10 protein-coding genes are annotated in these 17,202 nt (G+C 60.8%); 9 read left to right on the forward strand and 1 reads right to left on the reverse strand.

What is annotated here, in order from left to right; all coding sequences use genetic code 11:
- The first annotated feature begins 280 nt into the window (after positions 1-280).
- From ACSQ2W_RS23820 to ACSQ2W_RS23860, 9 genes are all read left to right on the forward strand, one after another.
- A complete protein-coding gene (locus ACSQ2W_RS23820; protein WP_436083861.1) occupies positions 281-607 on the forward strand; it encodes a hypothetical protein in 327 nt (108 codons plus the stop codon).
- A 631-nt stretch (positions 608-1,238) separates the two neighbouring features.
- Entirely contained in the window at positions 1,239-7,904 is a 6,666-nt protein-coding gene (locus tag ACSQ2W_RS23825; RefSeq protein WP_436088604.1) for a hypothetical protein, read from the forward strand.
- 426 nt (positions 7,905-8,330) lie between these two features.
- Complete coding sequence (locus ACSQ2W_RS23830) at positions 8,331-8,960, forward strand: LuxR C-terminal-related transcriptional regulator (RefSeq protein ID WP_436088605.1); 630 nt, start codon at positions 8,331-8,333, stop codon at positions 8,958-8,960.
- 179 nt (positions 8,961-9,139) lie between these two features.
- Positions 9,140-10,330: an aminotransferase class V-fold PLP-dependent enzyme gene (locus tag ACSQ2W_RS23835; protein WP_436088606.1), complete on the forward strand. Its 1,191-nt coding sequence runs from the start codon at positions 9,140-9,142 to the stop codon at positions 10,328-10,330.
- 22 nt (positions 10,331-10,352) lie between these two features.
- Positions 10,353-11,294: an HpcH/HpaI aldolase/citrate lyase family protein gene (locus ACSQ2W_RS23840; protein ID WP_436088607.1), complete on the forward strand. Its 942-nt coding sequence runs from the start codon at positions 10,353-10,355 to the stop codon at positions 11,292-11,294.
- A gap of 12 nt (positions 11,295-11,306) precedes the next feature.
- Positions 11,307-12,491: a malate--CoA ligase subunit beta gene (locus ACSQ2W_RS23845; protein ID WP_436088608.1), complete on the forward strand. Its 1,185-nt coding sequence runs from the start codon at positions 11,307-11,309 to the stop codon at positions 12,489-12,491.
- 13 nt (positions 12,492-12,504) lie between these two features.
- Positions 12,505-13,404 carry a succinate--CoA ligase subunit alpha gene (gene sucD / locus ACSQ2W_RS23850; RefSeq protein WP_436088609.1) on the forward strand — a complete coding sequence of 300 codons (900 nt, stop codon included), beginning with the start codon at positions 12,505-12,507 and terminating at the stop codon, positions 13,402-13,404.
- On the forward strand, positions 13,405-14,376 hold the full coding sequence (locus ACSQ2W_RS23855; RefSeq protein WP_436088610.1) for a 2-hydroxyacid dehydrogenase: 972 nt from the start codon (positions 13,405-13,407) through the stop codon (positions 14,374-14,376).
- Between the two features lie 85 nt (positions 14,377-14,461).
- Positions 14,462-16,033, forward strand: coding sequence for a BCCT family transporter (locus ACSQ2W_RS23860; protein WP_436088611.1), 1,572 nt, complete (start codon positions 14,462-14,464; stop codon positions 16,031-16,033).
- A 269-nt stretch (positions 16,034-16,302) separates the two neighbouring features.
- On the opposite strand, the gene ACSQ2W_RS23865 is transcribed toward ACSQ2W_RS23860, so the two are convergent.
- A complete protein-coding gene (locus tag ACSQ2W_RS23865; protein ID WP_436088612.1) occupies positions 16,303-17,172 on the reverse strand; it encodes a glycerophosphodiester phosphodiesterase in 870 nt (289 codons plus the stop codon).
- Positions 17,173-17,202: the final 30 nt, after the last annotated feature.

Genomic DNA, 17,202 nt, shown 5'->3' on the forward strand with positions numbered 1-17,202 from the left:
ACTCTTAGCGCGAATAAAAATGCTTGTCAATTTCAGGTTGTAGAAGTTTTGTTAATTCTTTTGAAAGCAAACGTTGCGGCAGACCTCATCGCCGCCGCAGGTACGAGTGAGGCGTGGATGGTCGCGGGACGGCGTGGTCACAGAGGGGCCGCGTCAACCGCCTTCATCGTTACGCAGGCCGACAAAATCGTCTCGCCTCCCGCACGTGACACCTAGAATATTCTGATATCTTAAAACGTTAGCTCTCTCGTACACAACTCTCACCACAGGACAATCCTACATGAAACGCCTCGCCTTCGCCGCCGCCGCGGCTGTTCTTTTTGCCGGCCCCTCCTTCGCGGAAGACCTCGTCTTCACGCTGAAAAACGGGACGAGCGAAACGCTCACGCATTTTTATACATCCCCCGTCGGCGTGAACGATTGGGAGGGGGATGTTTTCGGTAACCAGGTTCTCGAACCGGGCGAAAGCATCGAACTGACGATCGCGGACGGGCGGACCGTCTGTGAGTACGATATGCGCATGGAATTCGAGGGAAGCACGAAACTCGATACCACCGAAGATAAGAAGAATCTCTGCGAACTCGGCGAGTATACGATCACCGAATAGGCGTTGCTGCCGCTCTGATTTTACGCCGTAGCGGCATGTACATCCGCGATCGCCTTGGTGATTTCACCACAGGAAACGACATGCTTCTTGACGGAGACCGAGACGATTTCGGTCGGCGCCACGAGCCGATCGGAGGACGTTGTCGTCGATGGTACGTGGATATCCCGTTATGGTTGTTGCAACGTAGATAGATGAAGCTGCAGCCCTTCAACGGCATTGCGGGCGGGCCAGGCGTGCGCCGAAGGCGTTACTGCTGTTTTGAGGGAAGAGAGGCGTGCGGTCCTCTCTCCCGGCAAACCGCGGTGGGCGCACCATCCTTCGCCTACTTCAGAACAAAGGCAATTTGCCCCTCGGAAAGACTTCGGACCTTGATGGAACCAAATGGCGCTCAATTTGCCGGGAGCACCTCACAACTTCAGGTTCGGGCAAGCCAATTCACCTAAAATCTTTTCCTGTGAGGTGGTCGGCTTGAATGACCGGTAGCAATGTCAGCGTCCGGCCAGACAGGCAACACCGGCCGCTGGTCGTGGATGCGCTGCAGGTTCTTGCATGGAGGTCCATCCTTCTACGGGGCGACTGTCGGTAAATTAAATTGATTTAGACAATCGGCTTACATCAAGGGCTTTCACGCATGACCTCGACCATTTCTTCCCTGAGCACCGGTCAGATCAGGTCTCTTTCAACTGCGGCAGTATCGGCCTGGACCACGGAAGATGTGGCGTCGCTTTCCACAACTCAGATCAAAGCGCTTTCTTCAGCTCAAATCGCCGCTTTAGACACCGAGGATGTCGATGTCCTCAGCAGTCGGCAGTTAAACGCCATTTCACAAAGCGCCGTCGTTGGTTTGACTCTGGATCAATTGGCTGTTCTGGATAAATATGACGTCGAAAGTTTGGGCTCGAGCCAGGTTGCAGCACTCACCACGACGCAGATTAGTGCTTTAACGACGGGCCAGGCGGAAGCCTTGACCTCCTCTCAAGTCAGCGCCCTTCGTGCGTCGCAACTCGCGGCCTTGAGCACGGATGACCTGGCAACCTTCTCAACCGCTGATATCGCGGCTATCGGAAGCGCGGCAGCGGGCCTGACCACGGATGTTATTGCCTCCCTTTCCACTGACCAGATTGCTGCCTTTAGCACAAGCGCGGTTGCGAGCTTGACGACTGCACAGATCGGCGCGTTGTCCTCCGGCCAGACTGCGGCATTGTCCGTCGCACAGGTCAAGACGTTGAGTTCGACGCAAGTCGCTGCCTTGGGCACGAACAATGTTACGGTATTGTCCACCGATCAGGTCGCTGCCCTCAGCACAAAGGGCGTCGCAGGCCTAACGACCGCGCAGATCGGGGGCCTGTCGACCGGCCAGGCTGAGGCACTATCCGCCTTACAAGTGAACTCGCTGAGCTCGGGACAACTTGCGGCCCTGGGGACGGACGACATAGCGACATTTTCGACCGCCGACATGGCAGCGATCAGTAATAAAGCCGTATCGGGCTTGACCACGGGCGTTATCGCGGCGCTTTCCACCGCTCAGGTTGCCGCCTTGAGCACGAGTGCGGTCGCGAGCCTGACGATCGCACAGATCGCTGCCCTGTCCACCGGCCAAACTGAGGCGCTATCGGCTTCACAGGTGAAGTCGCTGAGCTCGGCACAGCTTGCGGCTCTGGGGACAGACGACATAGCGACATTCTCGACGGCCGACATGGCAGCGATCAGTAATAAAGCCGTATCGGGCTTGACCACGGGCGTTATCGCGTCGCTTTCCACCGCTCAGGTCGCCGCCTTGAGCACGAGTGCGGTCGCGAGCCTGGCGACCGCGCAGATCGGCGCGTTGTCCTCCGGCCAGACTGCGGCATTGTCCGTCGCACAGGTCAGGATATTGAGTTCGACGCAAGTCGCTGCCTTGGGCACGGACAATGTCACGGTATTGTCCACCGATCAGGTTGCCGCCCTGAGCACAAACGGCGTCGCAGGCCTAACGAGCGCGCAGATTGGCGCATTGTCGATCAGCCAAGCTGAGGCGCTATCCGTCTTACAGGTGAAGTCGCTGAACGCCAGACAGCTTGCGGCCCTGGGGACGGACGACATAGCGACATTCTCGACCGCCGACATTGCCGCGATCAGCAACGCCATATCGGGCTTGACCACGGGCGTTATCGCGGCGCTTTCCACCGCTCAGATCGCCGTCTTGAGCACGAGTGCGGTCGCGAGCCTGACGATCGCACAGATCGCTGCCCTGTCCACCGGCCAAACTGAGGCGCTATCGGCTTCACAGGTGAAGTCGCTGAGCTCGGCACAGCTTGCGGCCCTGGGGACAGACGACATAGCGACATTCTCGACCGCGGACATGGCAGCGATCAGTAATAAAGCCGTATCGGGCTTGACCACGGGCGTTATCGCGTCGCTTTCCACCGCTCAGCTCGCCGCATTGAGCACGAGTGCGGTCGCGAGCCTGACGACCGCGCAGATCGCGGCCTTGTCCACCGGCCAGGCTGCGGCATTATCCGCCGCTCAGGTGACGACGCTGAGTTCGACGCAAATCGCTGCCTTGAGCACGGACAATGTCACGGTATTGTCCACCGATCAGGTTGCCGCCCTCAGCACAATGGGCGTCGCGGGCCTCAGCACCAATCAGATTGAAGCCTTTTCCACGGGCCAGGTTGAAGCCTTGTCTTCGGCACAGATCGGTGTTCTCAGCTCTGCACAGCTTGCGGTCCTGGATACGGACGACATAGCAACTTTCTCGACCGGTGATATCGCGGCGATCAGCTCGAGTGCCATATTGGGATTGTCGACGGACCTCATCGGGGCCCTTTCCACTGACCAGGTCGCCGCCCTGAGTGTGAAGGCCACTGGGGGCCTGGGCACCGATCAGATTGAAGCCTTGTCCACGGGCCAGATTGAAGCCTTGTCCTCAACACAGATCGGTGTTCTCAGCTCTGCACAGCTCGCGGTTCTGAATGCGGACGATATAGCAACTTTCTCGACCGGTGATATCGCGGCGATCAGCTCGAGTGCCATATCTGGATTGGCGACGGACGTCATCGGGGCCCTTTCCACTGACCAGGTCGCCGCCCTGAGCACCGCTGGCATTGCGAGACTGAACACGGACCAGATTGACGCCCTCAGCACCAGCCAGATCGTTGCTTTGAGCACCAAACAGATTGTGGTGCTGAGCTCGACCCAGGTCGCTGCCTTGAGCACGGACAATGTCGCGGCATTGTCCTCCGACAAGATCGCCGTCTTGAGCACGGCTGGCATCAAGGGCCTGAGCACCGGCCAGATTGACGCCCTGAGCACTAGCCAGATCGCCGCATTGAGCACCACGCAGGTTGCAGCGCTGGGTTCGGGGCAAGTCGCTGCCTTGGGCACGAACGATATCGCGATCCTCTCGACCGACCGGATTGCCGCCCTGAGCACGGCTGGCATTGCAGGACTGAGCACCACACAGATCGTTGCCCTGAGCACCGATCAGGTTGGGGCCTTGACCATTGCTCAGGTCGGCACTCTCAGCTCGACACAGGTCGCTGCCCTGGGCACGGAAGACATAGCAACCTTCTCGACCAAGGACATCGCGGCGATCAGTCTGAGTGCCATATCGGGCCTGTCCACCGCTGTTGTAACGGCCCTGTCCACTGATGAGATTGCCGCCTTGAGCACGGCTGGCATTGCGGGACTGAGCACCAACCAGATTGCTGCCCTGAGCACCAGCCAGGTCGCCGCCTTGAGCACCAAGCAGGTTGCCGCGCTGAATTCGGCGCAAGTCTCCGCCTTGGGCACGAACGACATAGCGATCCTATCGACCGACCAGATTGCCGCCCTGGGTACAGCTGGCATTGCTGGACTGAGTACCAAACAGATCGTTGCTCTGACCACTGATCAGGTTGGGGCCTTGACCACTGCCCAGGTCGGCGCTCTCAGCTCGACACAGGTCGCTGCCCTGGGCACGGACGACATAGCAACTTTCTCGACCAAGGACATCGCGGCGATCAGTTCGAGTGCCATATCGGGCCTGTCCGCCGCTGTTGCAGCAACCCTCTCGACAGACCAGATTGCCGCCCTGAGCACGGCTGGCATTGCGGGACTGACGACGACGCAGATTGACGCCCTGAGCACCGGCCAGATTGAGGCCTTGTCGACCAAGCAGATCAGCGTTCTTAGCTCCCAGCAAATCACGGCGCTTGATACGGACGACATCAAGGCCTTTTCGACCACGGATATCGCGGCGATCAGCGCGGATGTCATATCGGGCCTGTCGACAGATGTTATAGCAGCCCTCTCGACCGACCAGATTGCCGCGTTAAGCACGGCGGGCACTGCGGCATTGAGCACGAAGCAGATCAACGCCTTGAGCACCGATCAGGTTGCCGCGTTGACCACTGCCCAGATCGGCGCTCTCAACTCCAGACAAGTCGCTACCTTGAGCACGAACGATATAGCGGTCCTCTCGACTGACCGGATTGCCGCCCTGAGCACGGATGGCATCGCGGGACTGAGCACCATAGATATCGTTACGTTGAGCTCTGACCAGGTTGAGGCCTTGACCACCGTTCAGATCAGCGCCCTCAGCTCCAAGCAGGTCGCTGTCTTGAGCACGGATGACATCGCAACTTTCTCAACCGCCGATATCGCAGCGATCAGTTCGAGTGCCGTATCGGGATTGTCCACAGCTGTTGTAACTGCCCTTTCCACGGATGAAATTGCTGCCCTGAGCACGGCTGGCATTGCTGGCCTTTCCGCGAGCCAGATCAATGCGTTGCGCACTGACCAGATTGAGGTCTTGTCGACCAATCAGGTCAGTGCTCTCAGTTCCAAACACGTTGCGGCCCTGGGCACCGACGACATAGCGGCTCTCTCGACCGACCAGATTGCCGCCTTGAGCACGGCTGGCATTGCAGGACTGAGCACCACACAGTTCGTTTCTTTGACTAACGACCAGCTTGAGGCTTTGACCACTGCCCAGGTCGGCGCTCTCAGCTCCGCCCAAGTCGCGGTCCTCGGAACGGACGACCTAGAGGCCCTCTCGACCAAGAACATCGCGGCGCTCAGCTCGAGCGCCACGTCGGGATTGTCGACAGACCTCATAGCGGCCCTTTCTGCGGACCAGATTGCCGCCTTCAGCACGGCCGGCATTGCGGGCCTTGCGACCGACCAGATCAATGCGTTGCGTACTGACCAGGTTGAGGCGTTGACCACTTCCCAGATCGGCGCTCTCAGCTCCAAACACGTTGCGGCCCTGGGTACCGACGACATGGCGGCCCTCTCGACCGACCAGATTGCCGCCCTAAGCGCGGCTGGCATCAAGGGCCTGAGCACCATCGATATCATTACGTTGAGCGCTGACCAGCTTGAGGCCCTGACCACAGCCCAGGTTGCAACACTGAGTTCGACGCAGATTGCAGCCCTGGGCACGGACGATCTGGAGGCCTTCTCAACCGCTGATATCGCGGCGATCGGCTCGAGTGCCATATCAGGCTTGTCCACAGGCGCGATAGCTGCGTTTTCGACGGACAAGATTGCTGCCTTGAGCGCGGCCGGCATTGCGGGTCTTTCCACAGACCAGATCAATGCATTGAGCACTGACCAGCTTGAGGCATTGACAACTGCTCAGGTCAGTGCACTCAGCTCCAAACAGATTGCATCCCTGGGTATAGACGACATAGCGTCCCTTTCGACGGACCAGATCGCTGTCTTGAGCACCGCTGGCATTGCGGGCCTTTCCACTGGCCAGATCAATGCGTTGAGCACCGACCAGATCGAGGCCCTGACCTCTGTCCAGGTTGCAATGTTGAGTTCGACGCAGATTGCATCCCTGGGTATGGACGATCTGGAGGCTTTCTCAACCGCCGACATGGCGGCGATCAGTTCGAGTGCCATTCTGGGCCTTTCCACGGACACAATCGCCGCGTTTTCGACGGACCAGATCGCTGCCTTGAGCGCGGCCGGTATTGGGGGCCTTTCCACCGGCCAGATCGCCGCCTTGAACACCAGCCAGGTTGAGGCCTTGACGGCTGCTCAGGTTGCTGCGCTGAGCTCAAAGCAGATTGCGGTGCTCGGTGCGGACCACCTGGAAACTTTCTCGACCGCCGACATCGCGGCAATCAGTTCGAGAGCCATAACGGGTCTGTCCACGAACACGATTGCCGCGCTTTCAACAGACCAGATCGCCGTGTTGAGCGCGGCCGGGATTGCGGGTCTTTCCACTGGCCAGATCGCTGCCTTGAGCACCGACCAGGTTTCGGTCTTGACCACTGCCCAGGTCGGCTCTCTCGGTTCCAACCAGGTGGCAGTTCTGGGCACCGACGACATAACGGCTCTCTCGACCAATCAGGTTGCCGCCTTGAGCACGAGCGGTATTGCAGGCCTGAGCAGCGATCAGGTCGGCGCATTGAGCGCCGAGCAGGTCGCAGCGCTTTCCACCAGCCAAATTGCCGCTTTGAGTGCGGATGGGCTTGCAGGCCTGACCGCGGGGGATCTGGAGGCATTCTCGACCGCTGAACTCGCGGCGATCAGCTCGACCGCTATAAAGGGACTGTCCGCGAACTTCATCGCGGCACTTTCCACTGGGGAGATCGCCGCTTTGGGCACGGCTGGCATCAAAGGCCTGAGCAGCAATCAGGTCAGCGCCATGAGCACCGAGCAGATCGAAGCGTTTTCCACCAGCCAAATTGCCGCTTTGAGTGCGGGTGGGCTTGCAGGCCTGACCGCGGAGGATCTGGAAACATTCTCAACCGCCGAACTCGCGCTGATCGGCTCGGACGCCATAAAGGGACTATCCACGGCTGTCATCGCGTCCCTTTCCACCGTCGAGATTGCCGGTTTGACGACAAGCCAGATTGGCTCGCTGGGGTACAACCAAGTGGCGGCGATGAGCACCAGCCAAATCGCGGCATTGTCCACGTCGCAGGTCGGCGCCCTGAACGCAATACAGGCCGCAGCGCTCGGCACAGACGACATAGCTCAGTTCTCCACCGATGATATCATCGTGTTAAGCACGAACGCGGTCGCTGGATTGAGCACCGGGGTCATTGCCGCCTTGACGACAGAGCAGGCCGAGGCTTTGACATCGGGCCAGGTCAGTGCCCTGACGTCTGCGCAAGTCGCGGCATTGACCACGGACGATCTGGCAACCTTCTCAACGGAAGATGTCGCATCGTTCAGCTCAGCCGGTGTAGCGGGGCTGTCCACGGAAGACATTGCGAACCTGTCCAGCGAACAGCTGGACGCTTTGATGGACTCCCAGATGGGGGCTCTGAATTCGGATCAGATAGCGGCAGTCATTGGGGCTTATCTGGCAGTCTAATTTTTCTTCCCCGTCGACCCGAAATCTGCACGGTTTGGCGTCAATACCATGACGATGAACAGTCCGGGGTGATGGGCGGCGGCTTGACAACCCATCGAGGCGATCTGATTTCCTTGGCACTCCGGCCGGATATCTTGAATAGTTCTTGTTTCAGCTCCCATGTGCGACCGTATTCTGCTGATGAAGGACGGATTTTTGTCTGGAAGCGGGACGCAGGCATGCGGACTACTCGTCGGTTTTGTTTCAACGAGCTTTCTGTGAAACGGAAGACCTTGTGTCGAATGCTGCAAGGGCACCTTGGTGAACAGCGGAGGCGTTTTAGGACAAGTTTCGTCGCTCGACGATGAAACGTGGGTGATTTCTGATGTTAGTGTTCCCTCGGCGCTGGATATATCCGCATGGCCGGCATACGGCACAGGGAGGCACATGTCGCACGATGGAGGAGGCCGGGTTCTGGTCGCGGAGCGCAATCCGTTGGTGATTGCCGCTCTTCGCGGACTCTTTTCGGAAAACGCCAAGTTTTCCATCACCGATACGGCGCGGACATCCGCCGAACTCTGTGAGAAGCTGGCCTTCATCGAGATTGATTGTGTGCTGCTCTCATGGCAGCTCGAAGATGCCGAGGCTCCGGATGTGCTGGCGGATATCGGCCGTCTAGGTTTCGATCCAAAAATCGTGCTCTTTGCCGATACCAGTAATCCTTCGATGGTCAATGAGACGATCCGGCTCGGCGTGAACGGGCTTTGCTACCAGTTCGAAGACCCGGAGATTCTCTTCGCGACCCTCACCGCCGTGATGAAGGGTCGGATCTGCATTCCCTATACGATGCTCTCGAAAATCTCCAACACGCCCTTCCGACAACTCACCGCACGGGAGGCGGAACTGCTTGGCATGCTCGCCAACGGTTGGTCGAATACACAGATCGCCAGCCGCACCGGCATTTCTGAAAATACGGTGAAATACCACCTCAAGAATCTCTACGACAAGCTCGAAGTGCGCAATCGCGCCATGGCGGTTGCGCTTTACGCCAAGGAGCGCCGGCGAAACTCGGCTTGAGACTACCTGCGGGTAGGTCGCGCCCTACCCATTCTTCCCAGCAACCACCCATCGGGGCGGCGCTCGCGCTGCCCGTCAGGCATTCTTTTCTGCCTGAGCGAGTGTTGTGCGGACATGTCCCGGAAGGCACTTTTGGTGCCGAGGAACAGTCCGCCCGCGGACACAGAATCGGAGGAACCATGCCAGGCTACAATCATCTCTTCATTCCCGGCCCCACCAACATTCCCGAGCAGGTTCGCCAAGCGATGAACCTGCCGATGGAAGACATGCGTTCTCCGAAATATCCGGAGCTGACGCTGCCGCTCTTCGCCGACGTCAGACGCGTCTTCAAGAACGAGAAAGGCCGCGTCTTCATCTATCCATCCTCGGGCACCGGCGCCTGGGAAGCCGCGATGACCAACGTCCTCTCGCCCGGTGACAAGGTGCTGATGAGCCGTTTCGGACAGTTCTCGCATCTCTGGGTCGACATGGCAGAGCGCCTCGGTTTCGAGGTTGATTGCCTCGATATGGAGTGGGGCACCGGCGTGCCGGTCGAGCTCTATGCGGAAAAGCTGGCTGCCGACAAGGCGCACAAGATCAAGGCGGTCTTCGTGACGCATAACGAGACCGCGACCGGCGTGACCTCGGATGTCGCCGCCGTGCGTGCCGCCCTCGACGCCTGCGACCATCCGGCACTGCTCTTCGTCGATGGCGTCTCCTCGATCGGCTCGATCGATTTCCGCCAGGACGAATGGGGCGTCGACTGCGCCGTTTCCGGTTCGCAGAAGGGCTTCATGCTGCCCGCCGGTCTCGGCTTTCTGTCCGTAAGTCAGAAGGCGCTGGAGGCGGCGAAGACCTCCCGCCACATGCGCTGCTACTTCTCCTTCGAGGACATGATCAAGACCAACGACACGGGCTATTTCCCTTATACACCGCCGACACAACTCCTGCGCGGTCTGCGTACCTCGCTGGACCTGATCTTCGAGGAAGGCCTCGAGAATATCTTTGTCCGACACCGTCACCTCGCCAACGGCGTGCGCGCGGCGGTCTCGGCCTGGGGCCTCAAGCTCTGCGCCACCGAGCCAAAATGGTATTCCGACACCGTCTCGGCAATCCATCTGCCCGAAGGCGTCGATGGTGCCGAGGTCATCCGCCACGCCTTCCGCACCTATAACACTTCACTCGGCAGCGGGCTGAGCAAGGTGGCGGGCAAGGTGTTCCGCATCGGCCATCTCGGCTCGCTGAACGAGGTCATGATACTCGGCGCGCTCTCCGCCACTGAACTCACACTGCTCGATTGCAACGTAAAGATCGAGCCGGGCTCGGGCGTGGGGGCAGCGATCAACCAGTTCCGCTCCGCCGCCACGACGAGAACCGCCAAGGCGGCCTGAAGAACAAGAAGGGGAGGATTTCATGAGCCATACGATAAACCATTTGCGCCGGTTGCGGCTGCAACGCAGCGAGCTCGCCGTGCCGGGATCGAATCCCGAGATGATCGAGAAGGCGGTCAATTCGGATGCTGACTACATCTTCCTCGACATCGAGGATGCCGTTGCGCCGCCGGACAAGGAGCGCGCCCGCGCCAACATCGTCGCGGCACTCAACCAGATCGACTGGCGCGGTCGCGGCAAGACGATCTCGGTCCGCATCAACGGGCTGGACACGCACTACATGTACCGCGACGTCGTCGACCTCATGGAACAGGCCGGCGACCGGATCGATACGCTGCTGGTGCCGAAGGTGGGCGTGCCCGCCGATCTTTACATGGTCGAGGCGATGGTCAACCAGATCGAGATCGCCAGGGGCTACAAGACTAGGGTCGGTCTCGAGGCCCTGATCGAGACCGCGCTCGGCATGGCCAATGTCGAGACCATCGCTGCTTTCGGCGGCAGGCTCGAGGCCATGCATTTCGGCGTCGCCGACTATGCCGCGAGCCTTAAAGCCCGCACGGTTAATATCGGCGGCCTCAACCCTGATTATCCGGGCGACCAGTGGCATTTCGGCCTGTCGCGCATGACGGTCGCCTGCCGCGCCTATGGCCTGCGCGCCATTGACGGCCCCTTCGGCGATTTCTCCGATCCCGACGGCTACATGGCGGCCGCCCGCCGTGCCGCGGCCCTCGGCATCGAGGGCAAGTGGGCCATCCATCCGAGCCAGATCGCTCTCGCCAATGACATCTTCTCGCCACCCGAGAAAGAGGTCGATCGAGCCCGACGCATCATCGATGCGCTGAAGGTTGCCGAACGCCAGGGCAAGGGCGCCGCTTCGCTCGACGGCAAGATGATCGACGCCGCTTCCGAGCGCATGGCGCGCAACGTGCTTGCCACACATGAAGCCATTACTGCCAACCGCTGAGAGGAGGAAGACATGGATATCCACGAATACCAGGCCAAGGAACTTCTCTCCCGCTACCAGATCCACATTCCACGTGGCGGGCTGGCATACAGCCCCGAACAAGCAGCGTATCGCGCGAGCGAGATCGGCGGCAACCGCTGGGTTGTGAAGGCGCAGATCCATTCAGGTGCGCGCGGCAAGGCGGGCGGCATCAAGCTCTGCTCCTCCGATCATGAGATCGTCGAGGCTGCCGATGCCATGCTTGGCGTCAAGCTGGTGACGCACCAGACCGGGCCGCAGGGCAAGCTGGTCAGCCGCCTCTATGTCGAGGAGGCGATGGACATCGAACGCGAGATCTATCTCGGCTTTGTGCTCGACCGCAAATCCGAGCGTATCATGATCGTCGCCTCGTCCTCGGGCGGCATGGAGATAGAGGAAATCGCCGAGGCCGAGCCCGACTCCATCATTCGCGCCACCGTCGATCCCGGCGTTGGCATGCAGGACTTCCAGGCCCGCGAGATCGCATTCGGGTTGGGCATCGACAATGCCTTGATCGGCCGCGCCACGCAGACGCTGCTCGGCTGCTACCGCGCCTTCGTCGATTATGACGCCGCAATGCTGGAAATCAATCCGCTGGTCGTGACCCGCGGCGGCGACCTCGTGGCGCTCGACGCCAAGATGAGCTTCGACGAGAATGCGCTCTTCCGCCGGCCGCATATTGCCGAGATGCGTGACAAGAGCCAGGAAGACCAGCGCGAGACCTTCGCTTCCGACCGCGGTCTCTCCTATGTCGGTCTCGACGGCAATATCGGGTGCATTATCAATGGTGCGGGGCTCGCCATGGCAACCATGGACATGATCAAGATCGCCGGCGGCGAGCCCGCGAACTTCCTCGATATCGGCGGCGGCGCCTCGCCCGAACGGGTGGCTAAATCCTTCCGCGCGGTGTTGCGCGACAGAAACGTCGAGACGATCCTCGTCAACATCTTCGCCGGCATCAACCGCTGCGACTGGGTCGCCGAGGGCGTGATCAAGGCGTTGAAGGAAGTCGGTGTCCCGGTCCCACTCGTCGTCCGGTTGTCGGGGACCAACATGGAGGAGGGCCGACGAATCCTTGCCGAGTCAGGTGAAGATATCATCGTTGCGGAGACGCTTGCGGAGGCTGCCGACAAGGCAGTTGGCGCGTGGCGCGCCTTCGCTGCAAACAAGGCTGCTTGAGGGAGATCGAGACATGTCCATTCTACTCGACAAGAATACCCGCGTCATCGTCCAGGGCTTCACCGGCAAGATCGGCAGCTTCCATGCCGAAGACATGAAACGCTACGGCACCAACGTGGTCGGCGGCGTCACCCCAGGCAAGGGCGGCCAAACCCATCTCGGCATGCCGGTTTTCAACACCGTGAAGGGCGCGGTGCAGGAAACCGGCGCCGAAGCCTCGATCGTCTTCGTGCCGCCGCCCTTTGCTGCCGACTCGATCATGGAAGCGGCGGATGCCGGCATAAGGCTCTGCGTCTGCATCACCGACGGCATTCCCTCCCAGGACATGATCAGGGTCAAGCGATATATGAAGCGTTATCGCTTCGAGGATCGCATGACCCTGATCGGGCCGAACTGCGCCGGTATGATCACGCCCGGCGAAGCGATGATGGGCATCATGCCGGGCTCGATCTACCTGGCCGGCCGCATCGGCATCGTGGGCCGCTCCGGCACACTCGGCTACGAGGCAGCGAGCCAGATGAAGGCGCTTGGCATTGGCGTCTCGACCTCGATCGGCATCGGCGGCGACCCGGTCAACGGCTCGTCCTTCAAGGACATGCTGGAGCTGTTCGAGAAGGACCCGGGCACCGACGCGGTGCTGATGATCGGCGAGATCGGCGGACCCCAGGAAGCGGAGGCCGCTCTCTGGGCACGCGACAACATGAAGAAGCCGCTGATCGCCTATATCGCCGGCCTCTCCGCACCGAAGGGCCGTCGCATGGGCCATGCCGGCGCGATCATCTCCGCCTTCGGGGAATCGGCACAGGAAAAGGTCGAGATCCTGAAAGGCGCAGGCGTCACCATCGTGCCGACGCCATCCGCCTTTGGCGAGACGGTGGCCGAGGTGCTGTCGGCCATGAGCAAGGCTGCCTGAATGGCAAAGCCCCGCGTGCTCGTAACCCGGCGCTGGCCGAAAGAAGTGGAGCGCGTGCTACAAGCGCGCTTCGACACCACGTTGAATGAAGCCGATCGTCCTCTCACCGGAACGGAATTCGTCTCGGCGATGAAGGACTACGATGCTGTCCTGCCGACTGTCAGCGACAGGCTGCCATCGGGACTCTTCGGTGAGCCGGGGCTACGCGCCAGAATCCTCGGCAATTTCGGCGTCGGCTTCAACCATATCGACATATCAGCCGCCAAGGCGGCCGGCATCGTTGTCACCAACACGCCCGGCGTGCTGACCGATGCCACCGCCGATATCGCGCTCACCCTGATGCTGATGATCGCCCGCCGCGCTGGTGAAGGCGAAAGGCAGCTTCGGGCCGGTGAATGGAAGGGCTGGTGCCCCACCCACATGCTGGGCAGCCAGCTCAGCGGCAAGACACTTGGCATCATCGGCATGGGGCGGATCGGCAAGGCCACCGCCCGCCGCGCCCATTTCGGCTTCGGCATGAACATCGTCTTCTTCAACCGGTCCGTCGTTGAGGACGACGAGACACGGGCGATGAAGGCCAAGCAGCTGACGTCGATCGACGAAGTGATGGCCACGAGCGACTTCGTATCGCTCCACTGCCCCGGCGGTGTCGAGAACCGGCATCTTGTCGATGCGCAGCGGCTCAAGCGGATGAAGCCTTGTGCATATGTCATCAACACGGCGCGGGGCGATGTCATCGACGGCGACGCGCTCGCCGAAGCGCTGAAATCCCGCACGATCGCGGGCGCGGGGCTCGATGTCTATGAGGGCGAGCCCGCCATTCCCGCCGGGCTGGCCGACCTCGAAAATGTAGTTCTCCTTCCGCACCTGGGCAGCGCGACATCAGAGACGCGGACGGCAATGGGCATGAAGGTGGTGGAGAACATTACCGCCTTTTTCGACGGTCACGCTCCGCCGGACAGGATCGCGTGAGTGGGCAGGCGGTCGGCGGGAGAGCGGGGTGGGCGCATTTATTAAACAAAGGGAAACGTCAACACATAAATATGGAGGGATAAACATGTCGACTACAGACAGACTGCGAAGCATAGATCCGGCGGTATTCTGGCCGGCCATAGCAATAACGGCCGGGTTCATCTCATGGGGAGCCGTGGCTCCGGACAGCCTCGCTTCCGTCACCCAAGCCACGCTTTCGGCGATTATCAGCGGTTTCGGATGGGGCTTTGTTGTCTCGACCGCGTTGTTCCTGGTCTTTGCCGGGTTCCTGGCGATCAGCCGTTTCGGCAAGATCAAGCTCGGGGCCGATGACGAACTTCCGGAATTCCGGACAGTTTCGTGGGTGTGCATGATGTTCAGCGTCGGCATGGGCATCGGCCTGATGTTCTGGGGCGTTGCCGAGCCAGTTTTCCATTTTGGCGCACCGCCTCACGGGCTGGCGGCCGCGCAATCCAAGGAAGCCGCGCTGGTCGCGATGAAATATTCCTATTTTCATTGGGCGCTGCACCCTTGGGCGATCTATGCCATTGTCGGTCTGGCGATCGCCTACTTCACCTACCGCAAGGGCTTGCCAATCCTGATCTCGAGCGCATTCACCCCCCTTCTCGGCAGCGCCGTCAGCGGGCCGATTGGCAAGACGATCGATATTCTCGCCGTCATCGCCACGCTGTTCGGTACTGCGACATCGCTCGGTCTTGGCGCGCAGCAGATCAACAGCGGTCTGAATTTTCTCTGGGGAACCGGCGAGGGGACAGGCATCGCGCTTACGATCATCGCGGTGCTGTCGGTGCTGTTCATCCTGTCGGCAGTGTCCGGGGTGGGCAAGGGCGTTCAGTTCCTAAGCAACATGAACATGGTGGTCGCTGCCGCGCTACTGCTGTTCCTGGCCATCGTCGGCCCGACCATCTTCATTCTCAACACCTTCACCGAAGCGCTTGGCGACTACCTGGCCGACCTCGTCACCATGTCGTTCCGCACAGCCGCCTTCAGCGACGGCAAATGGCTGGGCAGCTGGACGATCTTCTACTGGGCCTGGTGGGTATCCTGGGCACCTTTCGTCGGCGTCTTCATTGCGCGCATCTCCAAGGGGCGGACCATCCGCGAATTCGTCATTGGCGTCCTGCTCATTCCGAGCGGCGTAACCTTCCTCTGGTTCACCATCATGGGCGGCACCGCGCTGCATTCCGAACTGATGGGAATCGGCGGCCTCGTCGAGGCGGTCAACAACAAAGGTGCCGCTATCTCGCTGTTTGCCCTCCTCGAACAATATCCAGGAACTGCGTTCACCTCGTTCGTCGCGATCTTCCTTGTCGCCATCTTCTTCGTCTCGGGAGCGGATGCCGCCTCGATCGTGATGGGCATGCTGTCGTCTCGCGGCACGCTTGAGCCAGCACGCGGCGTCGTCGTCCTCTGGGGCGTCCTTGCAGGAGCGTCAGCCTGCGTGTTGCTGGTAATGGGAGGCTTGCAGGGTCTGCAGACCGCATCGATCATCGCGGCAGCGCCCTTCCTCGTCGTCATGGTCGGGCTGTGCGTCTCCTTATGGATGGCGCTATTGGACGACCTCGAAGGGCGAAGCGAGCAGGCCCCTCCCATACCCGAAGGCTCACCATTGGCCGATGCGGTCGCGGCTGAGTAGTCACGGCGACATCATCCAGGCGCTAACTGGCCGCACCTGAAAACAACCTTCAGGTGCGGTTTTGGCCGGGGAGCGAGCGCCGATAAAATCCATCCGGCCCCGCTCTTCATCCTGAGCAAGCCAATAGGCTTGTCCAGCGTGGCACCGACTTCGCGCTCTATAGAGAACGTAACCCTGGCTGCCATAAACGCCTCGGGTTTGACTTCTTCCAGCGGCTATAGTTCGGGGCGGGCCACAGGACCGAGACACCGGCCGCCAACGGAACATGCTCAAAGCGAGCGGATCAGGCTGAAGATCTCGCTCGAAACATCGGTCGTGACCTGGCGCACTTTGGCCTCCACGAGCGTTCGCAGAATAGCGTGGCCGATACCTCGGCCCGGATTGACCGTCCAGGCGTCCGTCTCGATGCCGAGGTCGAGCAGGCGCGCAACGAGGGGGAAGCCCTGGCTTTCCGCGGCAACGATGGCATCGAACCGGAGATAGGCGAGGCTCACGCCGGCCCTGCGCCGCTCGATGTGGCGCAGCAGCCGCTCCGGATCGCGCAGACCTGGCTGGCGGGATACCGCCAGCATCGGGTCGTAGCCGAGCCGGGCGCCGGGAATGGCGGCGACGAGACGTCGTGCATCATCCAGATGATGCGATCCGACGACGATGGCGTCCTCCAGCCCGGCGACGGCCGCTGCCGCATCGGCGATCGCCGAATCCGGAAGCGGGTGTCCTTCGAGCAGCTTGAGGTCGAGCTGAAGGTTGGCGGATGGCGCTCTTGGCCGCCCTCGAAGCGGGGTTATCTGTTCGGCGAGCGACAGCACCGGCGCGTCGGGGTCGGGGGCACCGTCGGCGTTTCGGTGGAAAAGTCCCCTCAGCGATGTGATCGGCATGCGCGGAACGCGGCCGCGGCCGGTCGTTGAGGGGCCGAGCGTCGGATCGTGGAGAACCGCGAAGCGGCCATCGGCGGTGGCGAGTATGTCGACCTCGAGGCTCGCGCCGAGCTGCCAGCCGAGGGCGAGGTTCGAACGCTTGAAGGGCGCCTCGGCGAGGTGCGTGCGCAGTTTGTGCCACTTGAGTCGGACAGGGCCGTACGGACCTTCAACTACCACCGGCGTGTTCGACGTCTGGTTGCTCGTCTCAAACGCTGCCACTGGCGCGCCCTCCTCTCCGCCTCGAGAAAT

It is taken from the genome of Pararhizobium sp. LjRoot255 (assembly GCF_964252905.1).
Taxonomy (GTDB): Bacteria; Pseudomonadota; Alphaproteobacteria; order Rhizobiales; family Rhizobiaceae; genus Pararhizobium.

Excerpts from the sequence above, each read along its gene's own strand:
- ACSQ2W_RS23820 (WP_436083861.1), top strand. The coding sequence starts at position 281 with ATGAAACGCCTCGCCTTCGCCGCCGCCGCGGCTGTTCTTTTTGCCGGC.
- ACSQ2W_RS23855 (WP_436088610.1), top strand. The coding sequence starts at position 13,405 with ATGGCAAAGCCCCGCGTGCTCGTAACCCGGCGCTGGCCGAAAGAAGTG.
- ACSQ2W_RS23845 (WP_436088608.1), top strand. The coding sequence starts at position 11,307 with ATGGATATCCACGAATACCAGGCCAAGGAACTTCTCTCCCGCTACCAG.
- ACSQ2W_RS23840 (WP_436088607.1), top strand. The coding sequence starts at position 10,353 with ATGAGCCATACGATAAACCATTTGCGCCGGTTGCGGCTGCAACGCAGC.
- ACSQ2W_RS23835 (WP_436088606.1), top strand. The coding sequence starts at position 9,140 with ATGCCAGGCTACAATCATCTCTTCATTCCCGGCCCCACCAACATTCCC.
- ACSQ2W_RS23830 (WP_436088605.1), top strand. The coding sequence starts at position 8,331 with ATGTCGCACGATGGAGGAGGCCGGGTTCTGGTCGCGGAGCGCAATCCG.
- ACSQ2W_RS23860 (WP_436088611.1), top strand. The coding sequence starts at position 14,462 with ATGTCGACTACAGACAGACTGCGAAGCATAGATCCGGCGGTATTCTGG.
- ACSQ2W_RS23825 (WP_436088604.1), top strand. The coding sequence starts at position 1,239 with ATGACCTCGACCATTTCTTCCCTGAGCACCGGTCAGATCAGGTCTCTT.
- sucD (WP_436088609.1), top strand. The coding sequence starts at position 12,505 with ATGTCCATTCTACTCGACAAGAATACCCGCGTCATCGTCCAGGGCTTC.